Raw genomic sequence first — 15,937 nt, forward strand, 5'->3', positions numbered from 1 at the left:
ATTTCACAAGAATGCACGGGCGCTTTTCTCAGGTCATGCCGCCGACCGGCGGTCCATATGGGACCGGTAGGACAGGGCTTCGGCAAGATGGATGCGCCGGACGCGCTCTTCGCCGTCGAGATCGGCCAGCGTCCGGCCCACCTTCAGGATCCGGTGGAAGCCGCGAGCCGAAAGGCGCATGGCGTTGGCGGCGTCGCGGATCAGCGAAAGCCCCTCCGAATCAGGCTGCGCGACCTCCTCCAGGAGAGCCGGGGGACAGGCGGCATTGGTCATGAGGCCGATTCCCAAGGCGGAGTAGCGCTTCTCCTGCCGCCTGCGGGCCGCGGCCACCCGGGCCGCCACCTGCGCCGAGCCTTCCACCGGCGGCGGCAGAATGAGATCGGCCGCGGTCACGGCGGGGACTTCGATGACCAGATCGATGCGGTCGAGGAGCGGGCCGGAGAGGCGCGCCTGATATTGCGCGATGCAGCGTTCGTTGGGCTGGCGGCGGCAGACATAGCCGGGCTCCGTCGCCTGCCCGCAGCGGCATGGGTTCATGGCCGCCACGAGCTGGAATCGGGCCGGATACGTGACCCGGTGACTGGCCCGCGCGATCAGGATCTCTCCGGCCTCCAGGGGCTGGCGGAGGGAATCGAGCACCTGGGGCTGAAATTCGGGCAGTTCGTCGAGAAAGAGAACGCCGTGATGGGCGAGGGACGCCTCGCCGGGCCTGGTATGGACTGACAAAAAAGTCATTGCACTACAAAAAAGTTCGTACGGAGACGAATGAGGCGCGCAATTAAGTCCGTACAATGCACTTCAAAGATGATCGGGATAGTTCCTGGCCAAGGAGTGAAAAGTGAATAGATACACTATATCTATAGCTCTCGCATAAAGTCATATTTAGATAATTCGGGCTCTTGAGGGGAAGTTTCGGCTACATTTCCCCACCCTATTCGCTAATACAAGTCGACATCTTGGCAGATGCTTAAGCTTTGAAAGAGTCCATAACTTCAAATCTGCCTCGAGTATTAGCTTCGTACGTGTGATCCTCTGAACCGATCCCAGCTGCCAAAGTTTGTCCGCCGCCTTCTCCAGGCGTTCTGCCCATTGATTGTCCCTAATCCCCCAGTCTTCAGTACTTAATCCCCGCAATTTCGTCCTTGTTGTTCCCGTCATTGAAAGCCAATCAGGATCCAAGGTGGCTAACTTTTCGTATAGACCTTTGTTCGCTAATCTGGCGAGCCTACGATTGGCCTCAGGCACTTTGGATAGGCACTCAAGCCACTCAGCCCGGAGTAGGGCTCGGCGCTGCTCTAGCTCCACAATAGGCTCAATTTCACTGACAAGCTTTACTATGGAGGCGTAGGGAAGTCTCATTTGCGAGGCAATTTTCCGGCGTCCCAAGCCGGACGCCCTCATATCCTTAAGCTTAGCCGCCCAACTAGGTGCAAAATCCCTGACCGAATCGATGATCGGGAGCCTGGGGTCCGAGATGCAAACCCGAGAGAACGTGAAGCGCATTCCACATGGACACCGTGCTGACAGCGCTCTTAATCCGTTCTTTCGCGTCTTAAGCAAGTAAGGGGTTATCGGAAATGGTTGCTCATGCTGGAAGTATGGATTCGGGCAGCGCCAAGACTCGGAAGTCCTCTCAAGGGCTAACACAGACCCGTTCGCATAACTCTCAAAAAACAGCTGTAGCAGCACATGGCGTAATGGGTGCCAAATTACTGGACGTGATGGCTCTAGCATCTTACGTAGCCAGTGCCCGTTGCCGCTAAGTTGACATCCAAGTAGAGTTAAATACGATTCTCCATAAAATGCATGGAATGCTGCCGCAATATCTGGGAGCGAGAGCACTCTTAGCCGACGAGCAAAGCCGCATCTGGCAGCAGCAAGGCGATAGCTCCCAATAACATTGGCTGCGGGCCAATCAAGTGGGAAGCCATACAAAAGCTCCTGCGACCTGCGTGAGACTGCCAGAGCCATTGATGTATCTATATCTGCTTTGCTGATTACAGGAGTGCAGCTTTCTTGCGCACAAGCAGTAGCGTCGAAGTAGAGCCAAGCCCTATCTCTCGGAGACACCGACGAATTCAATAGTACTTGTTCATGCTTGGTACAAACGAGGGCACCAGGAAGTAGATGGGCGCGGCGCCAGTATGTCTCCCCATACAATGATATGTCTTCATCCCTGCACTGCTCGCAGAACAAAAGGTTTCGGGGGGAATCGACAGTTCGAGAGGATGCGCCGATTCGGGCGTGAACCACAGTGCAACAATCACCCTTCATCAATTCGAGGCATCGATCAGCTCTCTCTGGTTCAAGGTAACGTGCGAAGTAGGGAAATAAGGTCAAATCATTGGCAATCTCGTTAGCGGTTCTGCCCCACGAAAAATAAGTTCGGGCAGCTAGTGCTCCAAGTCCTCCCGGAAAACGGATCTGTGCTTTGATCATCCGGCCGAATAATGCTCTCGTAACTGGACAGGGTTGGAGTTCGAGGTGTGAGATATAGCGAGCAATCACGCTATAGAGCACCTCATCGTGATATGGCACCGGTAATTGGACAAACATAGCTAAACCCTGAAGATAGCTTTCTGCGCTCATTTCTCAGGTGGCGGCACCCGAATTAACTGAGGTGGCCAGCTAAGTTAGTATTTGCCGTTATTTGGTGCGGTAACCAAGCCTGCTGTTCTCAAAAGCTCTACAGGGTCTTGGCCTGGCAAAGCCTCTGCAATGAGTAGTTTCAGGCTGCAGTCTAAACTTGCCTTTCCAGCCAAGACGTTCGGTTCTGCTGCTTCCAGTACCCGACGGACGGCTAAGGCGGCGCTCATAGAAGGATCAGTCTCAAACAACCGATCAACAAACTGTTTCGCTCTCGTTTGATCGAAGCCTAGTGTACCCAAGGAGGAGGCAGCTTGGAGCCTTTCCACGCTAGATTGCTGTCTGCTTTGATGCTGTTCCTCCAGAATAGCAAGAGAGATAGTCTCTTCCACGTCCTTCTCAAGTTCGGGTAACCCCTTTATCAGTAAGTCATCGTACTTCTTGGTTTGGTCTAGTTTATTGCCCCTTAATGCATCTAGCATTGGTTTGATCAGACGAAATCGTTTGCCTGCAACGGTCTTGAAGAGCTCTGGGCCTATAACAACCTCTTCGCCTGCCTTTTCTTTCTGAATCACCTCAAGTTGAGTGAGTTGAGACAATCTAACGACTAGTGCGTGAATGCCTTGGGTCAGGTAATGCAATGTGGTCGACAACTTTTTATCAATAGTGATACGGTGCTTTGCCCACCAGAAGCTAAAGAGCGATTTGAGAAATAGATCCCATACTGGCCCTTGCTGCATACGATCCCAAACTAAAGTGCCGTAATTACCTGCGCGACGCGCCTCATGAAACGTTCCTTCGAGCAAACCAAGCGCTTGCGGAGTGCCGACGATTACTACCGGTATCTTAGCAACATTGGAAAACATTACGAAAAAATTTAAAAGCTTGTGTATTCCTACTCCGCTGGCTGCGAGAAGGTTTTGTATTTCATCAATTACAAGCACGCCCAAATAGTGTCTTGATGCGATCTTCGCGACTTCAAGTATAAGCTTGTCAGTTGCTGTCTCGCGGATCGTAAGTGGTTTGTAGTTGGTGCCAATGAGATTATCGATGGCTACAAGAAGAGCATAAAGAAGTTGTTTGAGGCTCCCGTCTGCAGGGCAATCCAGCTTCAGCCAAACTACTTGCACGAAGCCGTACTTCCTGTGGGACAATGCTGGAGGAAAAAAGGAGAGTGTTTGCTCAATTACCGTCGACTTCCCAACACCTGAAATCCCAAATAGGCCAAATGAAGGTGCCGTTGACGGGGCAGCTTGCAAGAGAGGGTGGATGTCCCCGTCCAGCGAAAGCCTATAGAGCCGCATCTGCTCTTTGCGATAGTTGTCGTTTAGAGGGCTCCGATGCACGTACCCGCCACGCAAGACGAGATTCAGGGTGTCTATAACTTCAACGTGCTGCGGAAGGGGTTGTAGATAATGATCGAGGCGCGAAACGGCCTGCATGCGCACCACCGCTGGCAAATCATGCTCGTTCGCAGCGCACACTGGAAATCTACCAAAACGCTTCGTTAGCTCGCGGCCAGTTACCTGGGGTGGTAGAGCTTCAATGAGGGGGTTTCCGACGTGTTCTGGTAATACCCCTGGACGATATTCAGCAGAAAGAACATTGATCGGTAACCGTACCGCCACCCGCCTAGCCATTGGTGGTCCTTTCACGATCTTGGTGCTGCTGTTCCAGCAACTCCAACAAATCCCGTGTAACAGAGTCTATGGACGCCTCATCTTGAGTCGTGTCGGCGGCCTTTTCACTGCGGCTGATGGACTGGTCGCTCCCAAGGGAAAATTTTTCTTCGCGACGTTGAGCGTCCTTTTCCTGGGATCTGTTCTGTGAGATTGAGGCGAGTCTCTCTGAATTGGTGCTTTCGCTGTCGCCTATAGCTCTAGCTTCTGCGGCGGCTCGTTTTCTCACGGCCTTCATCTCACGTGCAAACTGTATCTGGCGGCTTATCCTCTGGCTCTCAGTTGCTGCGAGATTGGTCTTGTTTGCATAGTCGAGTTCTTCGACCTCAGCGAGCGTTTTGCCGGCGCGGTCAGAATTGGCATCCAAAAGTCGACAAATCTCGTATCCATTTGGAAGGCTGGGATTGCGGAGATAAAATTCACCAAGGTCTCTTGGATCATAGGAGATTTTTTCGTCCCACTCTTGCCTACGGGCGAGAGCAAACCAGTCATTCTGCATCGCCGTTGGGCAAGAATAATATTCGCCTTTAAACCGGATACCCTTGGCCGTTACCCTCGCTTTATCGGGACACATGACCGCGAGCGCAACTTCATCAACCGACGCAGCAGTGAGCGATCCGCTGCGGTTGGCAACGCCCCAATTCCAGAGATCGATGGGGCATGCGGTCATGCCATCCGTTATCATTTCTGCGGGTGGAGCCTTGCCCTCTATCGGATCGAGGTTATGTTCGATAACGGCACGGATCAGAAAACCGGTGTACTCAAATAGGTTGAGTTGAGACTTAAGGCGGTAGTCCTCCGCCCCGCGCTCGCCGAAGTCAGGTTTTATGTAACCAGGCACAAAATCTTTGAACCTGGCTGGTACGCTTCCGAAACGTCGTTCGACCAAGGCTTGCAGATCCGGACGCCACGGACCGATATTATCGATTTCAACTCGCAACCCCTGCGTAATATTCTGCCCCAATCGAGTGCTCTTGAACTCTCCGCAGTCCGCCTGGAGCACTCTTCCCAAAAAGTGAGACGGCCAATCGCATTCATCGATTAGGATGCCATACCGTTCACAGAAAGCTTTCTTCGGCGTGACAACGTTGACCAAGGCCATCATTGCCCCAATCCAGGAAGGTCCCTCAAAGCCCACATAAATACCGACAATCATTCGGCTGAAGGAGTCTACAACAAAGTAGATTACTGGTCGCCCAACGATCCGATGACGATCGAATTGAGATCGGAGGTAGACATCTCCAATCGTCGCGTCGATATAATAGCGATCGCCCGGGCCTTGAGTGCCAGCGTCGGCTCGCCCGACCAGACTGCGACCTTCAAGGTTCCAGCGCCTTTCTCCGAGTAGCTTGCGATGGCGCGTAGCGAATGGGTACGTAGTTTCGATGAAGTATCGAAATTGGCGAAGCGTTGGCACCAAATTGGCGTCGACCCGCACGCGAAGCCGCCCGACATCATCTACATAGTCTTCTGCGAAGAATGTATCAATGACGTGATTACGCGCGACTCGCAACGAACACTTAGTCCGGAAGAGATATTGCGCTCCAACATGCAAATATGAACGAACTTCATCGTTCACGTTAATTCCAGGCTCTGAATTGAACTTTCGAGGACGGCCGATCTTTTTTCCAGAAGTGTTTCGCTTTTTGCCAGGGCCTCCACAGTTTCGATAATCCGGCTGGAGCGCTGCGAACGTCATGCCACGTTTAAAAAAGAGTTTGAGCAGGCGACAGATGTTCTGCCTAGTACTAGTTACCTCCTGCAGGCGGGCGGCAATAAGAACCTTACGTGTCGCCGGAACTAAAATCGCAGGCATTCTGTCTGCTGAGATGAGTGGGGCTATGAGGTTGTAGCGATCAATGTGCCGTTGATCAGACGCACTGATATGCATCCCAGGTTTACTTGACCTATCGTCATTGGGTGTTGTTGCTTCGGAATAGATCCGCCTGAGGGGGTCATCCAACTCAATATCGAAGCGGCCGTCCTCTTTATTAAGTTCAGCATGGAATTCATTGGATATGACGGCGAATGGCCAGGAGTCATCGTCAACTCTACACAGCCAAGTTTCCCCGGATAACAAGCTCACATGAATGACGCGGCATGTGAACATGAGCGCTTTGTCTCGGATCAACATTCGGATCGCTATGGGTTGTGAGCCCAATAATGTCATTTCGGGAACTCAAAGCAGGAATGACGCGCCGGGAAGGTCCTGAAGGAACGGCGCATTAAGAGGCGCGCGAAGGCGTTTCGAGGAGAGAAGTCGCCTCAGGCATCCTAATGTTGTACCTAGAGGAAGATCCAGATTGTTATCTACCGCGATGCAGATGTGCCGCACAGGTAGGTTGTGCATTGTATAGATTGCTTCGAGGAGATGCGGAGTGATGGCCTTATCGAATAGCCGCATTCTTATGTTCTCGACAGTGCTCGGACCGGGATCAAAGATCCATGCCAAATTCCTTGTGAAGTTGTTCTTGAGATCGCTGCTTACCATCAGCGACCAAGGGACGTCGCGGCTGACCCAATAGACTCTCTCTATCTCGAGTTTCTCAAGGTTCCTTGAGTTTTCGAGGTCCTTGGCTTCCTTGACTGCGAAAGCGCGGAGGGTGATCCCGTGAGGCGTCTTAACCGTCACCAAGAGGTCGGTGGTCATGACCCATATCGTTTGACTTACGGGATCTACTGGGTGCCGTACGCCACATCGGGCAGCGATCTCTAGGGTTTCGATACGGTTAAGGGGAAACTGTTCCCGGATATCGACTACATCGTCGTCCCACTGGTGGGACAAAAATGCAAAATACTCATTATCTGACAGGAGATGGTGCTCGCGGTCTGTTTTGAGACAGAATGGACGGTGGGTTCGCCCTCGCGAAGGAACATCGGAGACTGTAAGCCAGGGCTTGTAAGATTTTCCGGCTCCCGTGCCTCTGCCTTCTCGAATGAAGCGGGCGATCCTCGCTTCGGTGAATGTGTAGCGCTTTTGGGCCATAGGAATTTACGCTCAAAAATTGAGTTTCTATTTGGCTCTATGTGCACCGCAATGTGCAGAAGATTTGGGTCGGCTTGTATGATTACTCCAACGAATTCGTCACGTTCTGGATCAGACGCCAGCGTTCCTCGCAGCACTATTGACGATTTGCCGCTGGATTTGCTGAATCGGAGAGATCGAGTATTACTCCGTGTTTCTGGGACCACGCATAGATCTCTTTCATCGAATCCTGAGTGCGTTGCGTCAGACGGAGAATAACTGGCGGACCCGACCGATCAGTCGCCCCTTCCAGAATGAGGCGCATCTCGTGAGCTGTTGTTGCGCGCCAGACGTCAACAGATACGATGAGGCGACTAGAGATGTCGATAATCGTAGCGAGGTGCGCACGCTGAGTAACGCCGACCCAGCAATCCAGTGAAGACCACTCTATTTCCCATGCCCGAAATGTCCATTTAGGCCCGCCGGAGGGCGAACGAAGCTTTATGGTGTTTGGATCAATCCGTAGATTTGGTACGTGAGGCATAACGAGCCCCTTCTGCTAGTAAGAGCAGTAAATCTGCGTGGCTAATCTGTTTCAGCCGTTATGGAAGAGCAAAACGAGGTCGAATGATTGCTGTTGCGCACGCGCATTCAGTAGCCTCGTGAACCGACTTCAAGACCTGCTCGGGCCAGATTCTCCATTTGGTCCATTGTAGAAACATTGCCAGACAGCGCGCCGTTGTGCAAGAAAAATTTGTCAAAATGGAAGTTACTTAGTCATACAGCCAAGTTGTTGCGCAACGTAAATCTTGTACAGTCAACTTGTCGGCAAACTAAAGCCAGAAGTGCCAAGTTGTTGCGCAACGAATATCCTTTGAAGTTCATGTCAATTCGATCTGCTGCCCTGATCAGGGGCGGAACTCGCGGCCAGGGCTATGCCGGAGTGGATAGGGGAGATCGGGCCTCAGTCGGCGTGCATTGAGAGAGCAGGGCCGTGGGAGAATAGATCCTACACAGGCTCCGACGTGAGGCCCATGGACGCGCTGCTCGATCGGCAGAGCTTCTACGCCCTCGGGGAGTCTCAGATCCTGATTAAAGCTTGGTGATCCCACTCCGCCCTGGGCTGCTATCTACCTGCTCCAAATGTGATGCTTGGGCCAGCTCCTAAGCCATTCGACAGCACGCGACCGGGGAATTAGGAGCGGCCATCGACTGGAGCCCGAAGGTCAGCAAACCCTAGGGGTTAAATTCTAACGCTTGGTACCCGAGGATCAGCCTCGCGCTTTGAGTGGAAAGCGGACCTTCCTTGGCTCCTCTCAAAGTCTCAGGTTGACCCAGCTTGTGTAAAAACGCGAACGGGCCCGATCTCGACGAACTATTTGTACAACTTCAACGCCCCAATCCGGGGAATCTCCGGCTTGGGCAGCCTCCAAAGACATAAAAGTTCTCCGGCGAGCAACGCATCAGCGTTTTTACACAACCAAGACCCAAAGCGGCTCTTCGCAGGCTGGCACGTAAAGGATGGCGTTGAGCCAGAGTCCGGCATCCGAGACGCCGCTAAGCTAGTCGAGTAGCGGACACTCAGGCGTCTTCCTGCGTACGCCATACGAAATGAGACGTGCGCCGGGCGATGAGCCAGCGCCCGTCCCCGCGGACATACTCATCCTCGTAGGTTACGCCGCTCGTCGTCCTGACCTGTTTTCCGTTCTCCATGCCCATCAGCACGACGAGGGAGTAAGCCACACCCGTCGCGCGGTCGCCGTGCAGCTCGACGGTTTGCTGGCCGTTCTGGTGATAGACGGTGTCGAACTGGGCAAGATGGCGCTGCACGCGCTCGCCTACAATCTCACCCGGGTGCTGAACATCCTAGGCATCCAGCCGCTGATGGCCGCCCTCTGGGCATAGGAGCCAGGCTTTGCTCGTGCATCACGCCCTTGAGGCGCCCAATGCTCGCTTCAGAGGCGATGGAGGCCTCATACCGCCGATCATCAACCAGCTCGCGCTTACTGATAATGTTGAAGGGCTTCTGGGCGTGGAAAGCCGTAATCCGTCTTCAGCCAAAGCGTTTTTACACGACCAAGACCCAATCAATCCTCAGCGGATATACATACTCAAAAGGTCAACAGCATTTGGAACATCAACCTCGTAAATTGCACCCGAACCATTTGGTCCGGCCGCCTGGTCTGTGATCCAAATCTTTCGGCCGTCAAAGGAATTTTGAACTCCGATTGGCTGAACGAGCGGTTTTCCGCTCCAGATGCTCACGGGGACACCGCCTGCACCCGGAAAGGCAAAGAGGCTCTGTGATGTAGCGTCAGCACTCACTGTGATATTTAGCCCGCTGGAACCCGCAGATGGGAGCACGGCTGCTGTTTTGGGATCCATCGGGCGAGCAGCCAGATCAAGCTTCTTGGGAATCGTTAGTTCACGGGTCAGAACCGGATTAGACAGTTTGTCCAATACCTGTAATCTCAGATCGACAGAATGTGCATCTGCATTGGTGTCCGCAACAACATTGATTGAGCCGTCTGCTCCTAAGGTGCTGCCCATATAAACTCTGCGCTTGATACCTGTGTCGAGCGTGCCGTCTCCGATAGCCTCGACGACAATGCTTTCCTCTGGACTTAAACGAGCACGCAGAGCAACTGTATGTTCTTCTCGAAACGGGACGGCTACCAGCTCTCCCACCTGAAGCGGATCGGTTGAAACAATCTCCGCTCGGAAGTACTTCGCCAGCCCAGATTGGGGCAGTGCGGCATAGTCAGACTTATCATGCCTACCGCCGTCAATGTCGATGAAACGAAGGTAAGATTTTCCAGCCTCAGTATATGAACTAACACCGATTACAGTAATCCACTTATGGTCAGGGAAGAGAATTCGCGGCTCCCCACCATCAAGTGGCATGGCAAACACTCGCCCAGATCTAAATCTGGCGCTTGGGTTTTCAGGCCGATTTGTCTCCTCCCCTGCTGCCCAATCGGCCAGTATCACAGTTGATCCAACAACCGTCACACCCTCGGGGCTCCGGAAAGGCGCCCCCTCGTGTATAATCCGCGGTTGCCCTGGACTGTTGCCATCCATAACGGGAATTGCGAAGACCTTTGCTCCAACCCCTGTTCCGGGATCCCTTGGATTAGGCTCTTCACCATAGTCCGAGACAATCAGTTCATCACGACCATCTGCTCGCTCGATGTACGTGAGCCATTTGGAATTAGTTAGGAGCGGCCCTTCATAAAAACGGGTCAGTTCCCGTGTGCTAGGGTCGAATTTCCAGATCCGTGCATTTTCTCTATGTGACCCATCACGCCCTGTATCGGAAATATATAGAACTCCCCGTCCTTTGATCATGCCTTTTGTTTGAATGAGTGGATACCCGCTGAATAGCGGCTTCGGTTCAAAGCGGTTTGATTGCAAGCCGAAACTGTCGCTCTCGGGTTGCCCAGCGAATAGAGTCTGTGACCTCTCCAGTGCTTGACTCCTTAGAAGATTTGCAGCGAGAGGAACCACTGCAAAGCTACGAAGTATTGGTATGGCTTGATCCTGCATTGCAGCAATTTTTTCTGGCTGTGGTTGTGCCAGGGCCCCTGTCGATTGAAACAGGATACTAGACGCTAATGCTGCAAATATAGATCCTACACGCATTGCCATCTTCCAATGCTAGTTTTCCACTCCGAGGATCATGAAGTGATTTACCAGCATCTGATTGGAAATTATAGATAGTCTTGCTAAGCTTTAGGAGATAAGGCTCTACCCATTCGGATCGTCTACACCGCCAGGATATGAACCGTCAGCCTGTTGGCCAGAGGGAAATCCACAGCGGTGAACTCGACGCTCGATTCCATGAGGTTCGAGATGAAGGCGACGTTGCGGGCAAGACGATCAAGCTTGGCGAAGATGAGGATGGCGCCATGAAGACGGCAGAGCCGGAGGGCTTCGGCGAGGCGAGGGCAGTCGTTCTTCTTGCCGCTCTCAATCTCCACCACCTCGGCCATGAGCTGCCAGTCCCCGCCACGCAGGTAAGTCCGGACCGCTTCCTGCTATGCCTCGAGGCCCAGGCCCGAGCGACCCTGCTTCTCTGTCGATACGCGGTAGTAGGCAACATACTTGCGTTGGGACATGGTCGGCTCTCGGCTGGAGACACCCGAAAAGGCTCCAGCCTTCTATTGCATAACACCAATCACGGAGAGTGACAGAAGCCACGACGTGGATCTCACCGAATGGCGTCTGCTGTCGGAAAAGACGCACGAGACTGCACGGACGGATGCCGTTGAGGTCTTTTAGGCCCCGAAAGAATTCAATAGTAATTCCCGTCGAACTGCGGCTCTTTCGAGGATCGGATTGACTAGGAGTTTACTACCCCTGATGCGACGCCTCCGAACTGATCTTCAGAATACGCTGAAAAGACACACTGTCCAGTTCTATAAAGGCAATTCTGCGAAATTGACCCCGCATAAAGGAACTCTTTTGAGCGGTCTTAGAGGGGCTGCAACGGGTAGCAAAGCGGAAGTCTGGTGACAGGTCGATGGACGTCTGATCGAGCCACTGAAGGGCGGTCAGGTCCAAGAGGCAATCTACCTCGGCCTCTCGAAGCGGATGGTTCTACACTGGACGGCAATCGACTCTACAAAACCTGCGCGACCACCGGAGACTGATGTCGAATTGATGACTACCGCATATGTGCCCGGCGGACAGACACCCCCTGGTGCGGGGACTGCCGTATCCAAAGCGCCGTAGATCGTATTTTCAATGCCCGTAATCTGCCTTTTCAAGTCAGCAATCTCCTTTTGCGAGATTGTCGCAACTGTCTCACGAAAACCCCTTACGTCAAACAACGCTTTTGCCAAGTCATCATACTGTCCAAGCACAATCTTGTTAATTTGATCTCTCGATGCGCGCAGCGTGCCTAACACTTCTTCCGCGTTTTGGGCCGCGATGCGCGCCTTGTCGGATGAGCTGTTAGCTTGATCGAAAGCTTTTGTTACCTGTTTAGATATCTCTTCCGCGCTTGTCTGAGCTTTTGCTGCGGACTGTGCGGAATAAAGGGCCTGCTTGGCCGCTTCGGCCGAGGCGTCAATGCGGGCTATGCCACTCAGCACATAGCCAAACAAACCAGAAATAACTGCTACAACCGCGCCAGAAGGAACGATGAACCTCAGCATGTAGGCCTGAATGGCAGCCTTGGCTTCAAGTGAGAGCTCTGAAGTGGCCATAGCTCGGCACCCCTGCATTGATTTACGGCAGCAGCAGAGCCGATCCCGTCGCCGGCATCAATAGGGAATAGGATTAGAAACGCGATTGCCTCGCTTATACGCGAAGCCATAGGGCCGCTCACGACCGCGACACGCCACGCTCACACAGTTATCAGTGGGTGGCTGTACGTCGCATATGAGTCGTAGAAAGTAGCCGTTCTGTGCAACGACAATTTTCATGTCCGGGTAGCGTCAACTACGATGACCGACTTTTTCGTGTGGGCTTAGGCTGGTGCAGGCGGCGCCGGACATTGGGCTTGAGGGCGTTCCTGACGTCCTTGTCGGTGAGCGCCAGATCGAACCACTCCGGATCGAAGTGGCCGCCGCACCAGATCCGGGTCTCAGTGTGCTCAAGATCGTTCGGGTCGGCCATGATGGCGAGAAAGCGCTCATAGCTACTCACGCCACCCACGTCCTCCGGCGGTCTGGCACGGGCTCCTGCGATGCAGGCCCCCAAACGAGGAGGCGCATCGAGAGCCAGCAGCTTCTCGATCTCCACGGTGTGCAGCCAGCTGTCCCCGAAGTCATAGAGATAGCTAAAGCAGGTGCCCGGCTCCCGGTCGAAGTCGCGCAACCGCACCTCACGCTCGTCGAACACCCGCGCGTCATCCTCGAAAGCCCCGTCCTCGAGCAGCTCCGGATCGCCATAGCGCAGGCCACCAATGCGGAACTCGTGCAGGTGATAATCCCACCAGTTGAACGCCGCCTGGATCGCAAGGTGCAACTGCCCCAGGTGCCAGGTCCACGGCACCACCAGCCGCCGCCACACGGGCGGGTCGATCTCGGCCAGCGTGATCTTGATCTGGAGGGCGTTGGGATCTTTCCAGGACATGCCCCAGTGGACCTGTCACCGGGGGCGGCGTCAACTAGCCGGACGCGTCCGACGACAATTAGACAGCGGCGCTCTTGGCCTCCGTCGCGGTTCGGCGCCGGTAGCTCTCGGTGTTGAGTTCCAGAATGGTGGCGTGGTGGACCAAACGGTCGATCGCCGCGACCGTCATGGCGGGATCCGGGAAGATCTGATTCCAGGTGCTGAAGGGCTGATTGCAGGTTGTGATCAGAGAGCGTCGTTCATAACGCTCGGCGATCAGCTCGAACAGGACGCTCGTTTCCGCCTGATCTTTACGCACGTAGCCGAGGTCATCGAGGATCAGGCAATCGAAGCGGTCGAGTTTGGCCAGGGTCGCCGGCAGGCTCAGATCGCGCCGGGCGGCCTGCAGCTTCTGGACCAGGTCGGTGGTGCGCGTGAACAACACCCGTTGGCCGGCCTCGATCAGGGCCGTGCCGATCGCCGCGGCGAGGTGCGTCTTGCCGGTCCCAGAGGGGCCGAACAGCAAAATGTTGGCGCCCTGATCGAGCCAGGCATCCCCGTCCGCCAGAGCCAGGACCTGCGCCTTGCGCAGGCTCGGCACCGCGGCGAAGTCGAAGGTCGCAAAGGTCTTGCCGGGGGGCAGGTCGGCCTCGGCGAGATGGCGGGCAATGCGTCGACTGTGTCGCTCATGGATCTCGTGCTCGCACAGGGCCGCCAGGAAGCGAGCCGATCCCCAGCCCTCCGCATCGGCCCGGGCACCGATCTCCTGCCAGAGCCGCGAGATGGTCGGCAGACGCAAGGTGGTGAGCAGGACCGGCAACTTCGCCGTGTCGACCGGCGGCGCGGCGGATGAGGATCGGGTCATGGTGCGGCCCCTTCTGAAGCGGCGATGGGATCGACAGGGATCAGGCAGTCATAGACGCTCGGATCCGGCGCCCTCACATGAACCACCGGCGCCTGGACGTTCAACGGCCCGGCCACGAGGGCCCGGGCCTGATCGAGATCCGGGAGCCCGCCGCCGGCGAGGACGCTCGCGAGATGATCGGCCAGCTGGGCCTCGCAGGCGTGCGTGGCGGCCAGATGCAGCAGGCCGACATAGACCCGGCACGCCTGTCTTGGATCGAGCCTGGCATCAAGCACCTCCCAGGCCCGTCGGAAGGCAGTCTGCGGGAACAGATCCTCCCGGAATACCGAGTGCCGGAAGGCCTGCGGCTTCTTCACGAGAGCATGGACCAGATGGCGGTAATCGACGACGCGGACACCGGGACCGCCGCGTTTGAAGTAGCGGCGGGGGACGGTCAGCACCGGGCTCAGGCCGAGATGGCAGACAAGACGATCATCGTAGATATGCACCTTGAGCCGACAGCCGACGAGGCGCGAGGGCACGGTGTAAAGGACATTGCGCACCGAGATCGTGCCGGAGCGTGTGACGGTGACCGTCGCCACCGAGTAGTCGCTGGTGCGAAAGCGCGGCAGAGGAGCCAGCGCCTTGCGCTCGATGGCAAGCGCCGCCTGCACGGCTGCGTTCTTGCGCATGGCGAAGTCCTGCAGAAAGGCCTGGTAGGCCTCCAGGTCCGAGAAGTCTTTCGAGCCGCGCAAGTCGAGAGCTTCGCGCAGCCCGAGCTTGAGATGGCCATGGGCGGCTTCGACCGATCCGTTCTCGTGGGCGATGCCGGCATTGTTGCGGGTGGGCTGCAGACCATAATGGTTGCAGAACGCGGCATAGGCCTTGGCCTCGTCCTCGCGATCAATGAGATTGCGGTAGGCGGCCGAGAGCCGGTCGGTGCGATGCTCGCGCGGGACGCCGCCGAGCTGCCAGAGCGCCTCCTGCAGGCCTTCGGTGAGAGCCGTGAAGCTCTCGCCGCCGCAGATGGCTTTGATGAAGCGCCAGCCGGAATAGGCGAGCCAGAAATGATAGAGCAGATGGGGAAAGGGTCGGCCGGCGATGGTCACGCCGAGCTTGGCGCCATTGGTAAAATCCGAGAGGGCCTGCCGACCGGGCGGATGCTCCTGTCGGAAGATCAGCTCACGCTCCGGTCCCTCGGTGGCGCGCCAATGGGCCACCCGGCGCTGCAGCGAGCGCAGATGGCCGTCGCCATAGCGCCCTGGATGCAGCCGTTGCAACTCTTCCAGCAAAGTGGTGGCCCGGATCTGGGGCGCGGCCTCCAGCATCGGCACGAGTTCGTCGCGCCAGACTTCGGCGAACGGATCCGGACGCGTCCGGTAGCGCCGGCCCTCGCGCTGGCTGGGAAGAACCGGGTCGGCTTCGATGCGCCGACCGGTGCGCTCGCTGAAGCCGGCCCGTGCCGCCGCGGCGGCCTGAGAATATCCGTCCTTGCGTGAACTCATATAGCGCCTGACCTGGCGGTCGGTGACGTGCATGCCCGGCATCAACCTTCTCCCGCAATCGCGGGAAAGATTGATGCATCTCACACCTAACCGGCCATCTCTGTCGTCATCAGGCGGCCATCATAGTTGGCGTCGTACACCGTTCCCCGCACCGCTCAAAATGGAGCCCTTTTGCGCGATTTTGCAGGTAGGGCCTCAACCCTACCTGTGCCGGTTCCATAAATGATGGAGTGGACGGCGCCTGCTCCCGGCAGCGCCCTATGAGGTAGGGTGATTGCCTCAGCGCCAGACAGGGAGC

The 15,937-nt window shown here is 55.6% G+C and carries 11 protein-coding genes and 1 pseudogene; all 12 read right to left on the reverse strand.

All coding sequences use genetic code 11. The features are described from left to right. Positions 1-33: 33 nt before the first annotated feature. Positions 34-711: pseudogene (locus RE429_RS04760) on the reverse strand (ATP-binding protein); the annotation flags it as partial. Positions 712-882: 171 nt separating this feature from the next. Then, positions 883-2,589, reverse strand: a complete 1,707-nt coding sequence (locus tag RE429_RS04765; RefSeq protein WP_414473213.1) for a TnsD family Tn7-like transposition protein — start codon at positions 2,587-2,589, stop codon at positions 883-885. A gap of 44 nt (positions 2,590-2,633) precedes the next feature. After that, positions 2,634-4,226: an ATP-binding protein gene (locus RE429_RS04770; protein ID WP_414473214.1), complete on the reverse strand. Its 1,593-nt coding sequence runs from the start codon at positions 4,224-4,226 to the stop codon at positions 2,634-2,636. Then, complete coding sequence (locus tag RE429_RS04775) at positions 4,219-6,435, reverse strand: hypothetical protein (RefSeq protein ID WP_414473215.1); 2,217 nt, start codon at positions 6,433-6,435, stop codon at positions 4,219-4,221. Before RE429_RS04775 ends, RE429_RS04770 begins: the two co-directional genes overlap by 8 nt. Positions 6,436-6,444: 9 nt before the next feature. Continuing rightward, a complete protein-coding gene (locus RE429_RS04780; RefSeq protein ID WP_414473216.1) occupies positions 6,445-7,251 on the reverse strand; it encodes a TnsA endonuclease N-terminal domain-containing protein in 807 nt (268 codons plus the stop codon). 1,560 nt (positions 7,252-8,811) lie between these two features. After that, complete coding sequence (locus tag RE429_RS04785) at positions 8,812-9,060, reverse strand: nuclear transport factor 2 family protein (protein ID WP_414473217.1); 249 nt, start codon at positions 9,058-9,060, stop codon at positions 8,812-8,814. Positions 9,061-9,324: 264 nt separating this feature from the next. Continuing rightward, complete coding sequence (locus RE429_RS04790) at positions 9,325-10,878, reverse strand: hypothetical protein (RefSeq protein WP_414473218.1); 1,554 nt, start codon at positions 10,876-10,878, stop codon at positions 9,325-9,327. 116 nt (positions 10,879-10,994) lie between these two features. Then, positions 10,995-11,222 carry a recombinase family protein gene (locus RE429_RS04795; RefSeq protein ID WP_414473219.1) on the reverse strand — a complete coding sequence of 76 codons (228 nt, stop codon included), beginning with the start codon at positions 11,220-11,222 and terminating at the stop codon, positions 10,995-10,997. A gap of 579 nt (positions 11,223-11,801) precedes the next feature. Continuing rightward, positions 11,802-12,440: a hypothetical protein gene (locus tag RE429_RS04800; RefSeq protein ID WP_414473220.1), complete on the reverse strand. Its 639-nt coding sequence runs from the start codon at positions 12,438-12,440 to the stop codon at positions 11,802-11,804. 235 nt (positions 12,441-12,675) lie between these two features. Then, the gene (locus RE429_RS04805) at positions 12,676-13,311 is read right to left on the reverse strand and encodes a plasmid pRiA4b ORF-3 family protein (protein ID WP_414471407.1); all 636 of its coding nucleotides are present in this window, start codon (positions 13,309-13,311) and stop codon (positions 12,676-12,678) included. Positions 13,312-13,369: 58 nt separating this feature from the next. Further along, on the reverse strand, positions 13,370-14,155 hold the full coding sequence (gene istB, locus RE429_RS04810; protein WP_414471408.1) for an IS21-like element helper ATPase IstB: 786 nt from the start codon (positions 14,153-14,155) through the stop codon (positions 13,370-13,372). Further along, positions 14,152-15,681 carry an IS21 family transposase gene (istA, locus tag RE429_RS04815; protein ID WP_414471409.1) on the reverse strand — a complete coding sequence of 510 codons (1,530 nt, stop codon included), beginning with the start codon at positions 15,679-15,681 and terminating at the stop codon, positions 14,152-14,154. The genes istB and istA overlap by 4 nt, the downstream gene beginning before the upstream one ends. Between the last annotated feature and the right edge of the window lie 256 nt (positions 15,682-15,937).

It is taken from the genome of Microvirga sp. M2, from assembly GCF_047497095.1.
GTDB lineage: Bacteria > Pseudomonadota > Alphaproteobacteria > Rhizobiales > Beijerinckiaceae > Microvirga.

What these genes read in the sequence shown, in the direction of transcription:
- istB (WP_414471408.1), bottom strand. Translation starts at nt 14,155, where the DNA reads ATGACCCGATCCTCATCCGCCGCGCCGCCGGTCGACACGGCGAAGTTG.
- RE429_RS04780 (WP_414473216.1), bottom strand. Translation starts at nt 7,251, where the DNA reads ATGGCCCAAAAGCGCTACACATTCACCGAAGCGAGGATCGCCCGCTTC.
- RE429_RS04770 (WP_414473214.1), bottom strand. Translation starts at nt 4,226, where the DNA reads ATGGCTAGGCGGGTGGCGGTACGGTTACCGATCAATGTTCTTTCTGCT.
- RE429_RS04800 (WP_414473220.1), bottom strand. Translation starts at nt 12,440, where the DNA reads ATGGCCACTTCAGAGCTCTCACTTGAAGCCAAGGCTGCCATTCAGGCC.
- RE429_RS04775 (WP_414473215.1), bottom strand. Translation starts at nt 6,435, where the DNA reads ATGACATTATTGGGCTCACAACCCATAGCGATCCGAATGTTGATCCGA.
- RE429_RS04790 (WP_414473218.1), bottom strand. Translation starts at nt 10,878, where the DNA reads ATGGCAATGCGTGTAGGATCTATATTTGCAGCATTAGCGTCTAGTATC.
- RE429_RS04765 (WP_414473213.1), bottom strand. Translation starts at nt 2,589, where the DNA reads ATGAGCGCAGAAAGCTATCTTCAGGGTTTAGCTATGTTTGTCCAATTA.
- istA (WP_414471409.1), bottom strand. Translation starts at nt 15,681, where the DNA reads ATGCCGGGCATGCACGTCACCGACCGCCAGGTCAGGCGCTATATGAGT.
- RE429_RS04795 (WP_414473219.1), bottom strand. Translation starts at nt 11,222, where the DNA reads ATGGCCGAGGTGGTGGAGATTGAGAGCGGCAAGAAGAACGACTGCCCT.
- RE429_RS04805 (WP_414471407.1), bottom strand. Translation starts at nt 13,311, where the DNA reads ATGTCCTGGAAAGATCCCAACGCCCTCCAGATCAAGATCACGCTGGCC.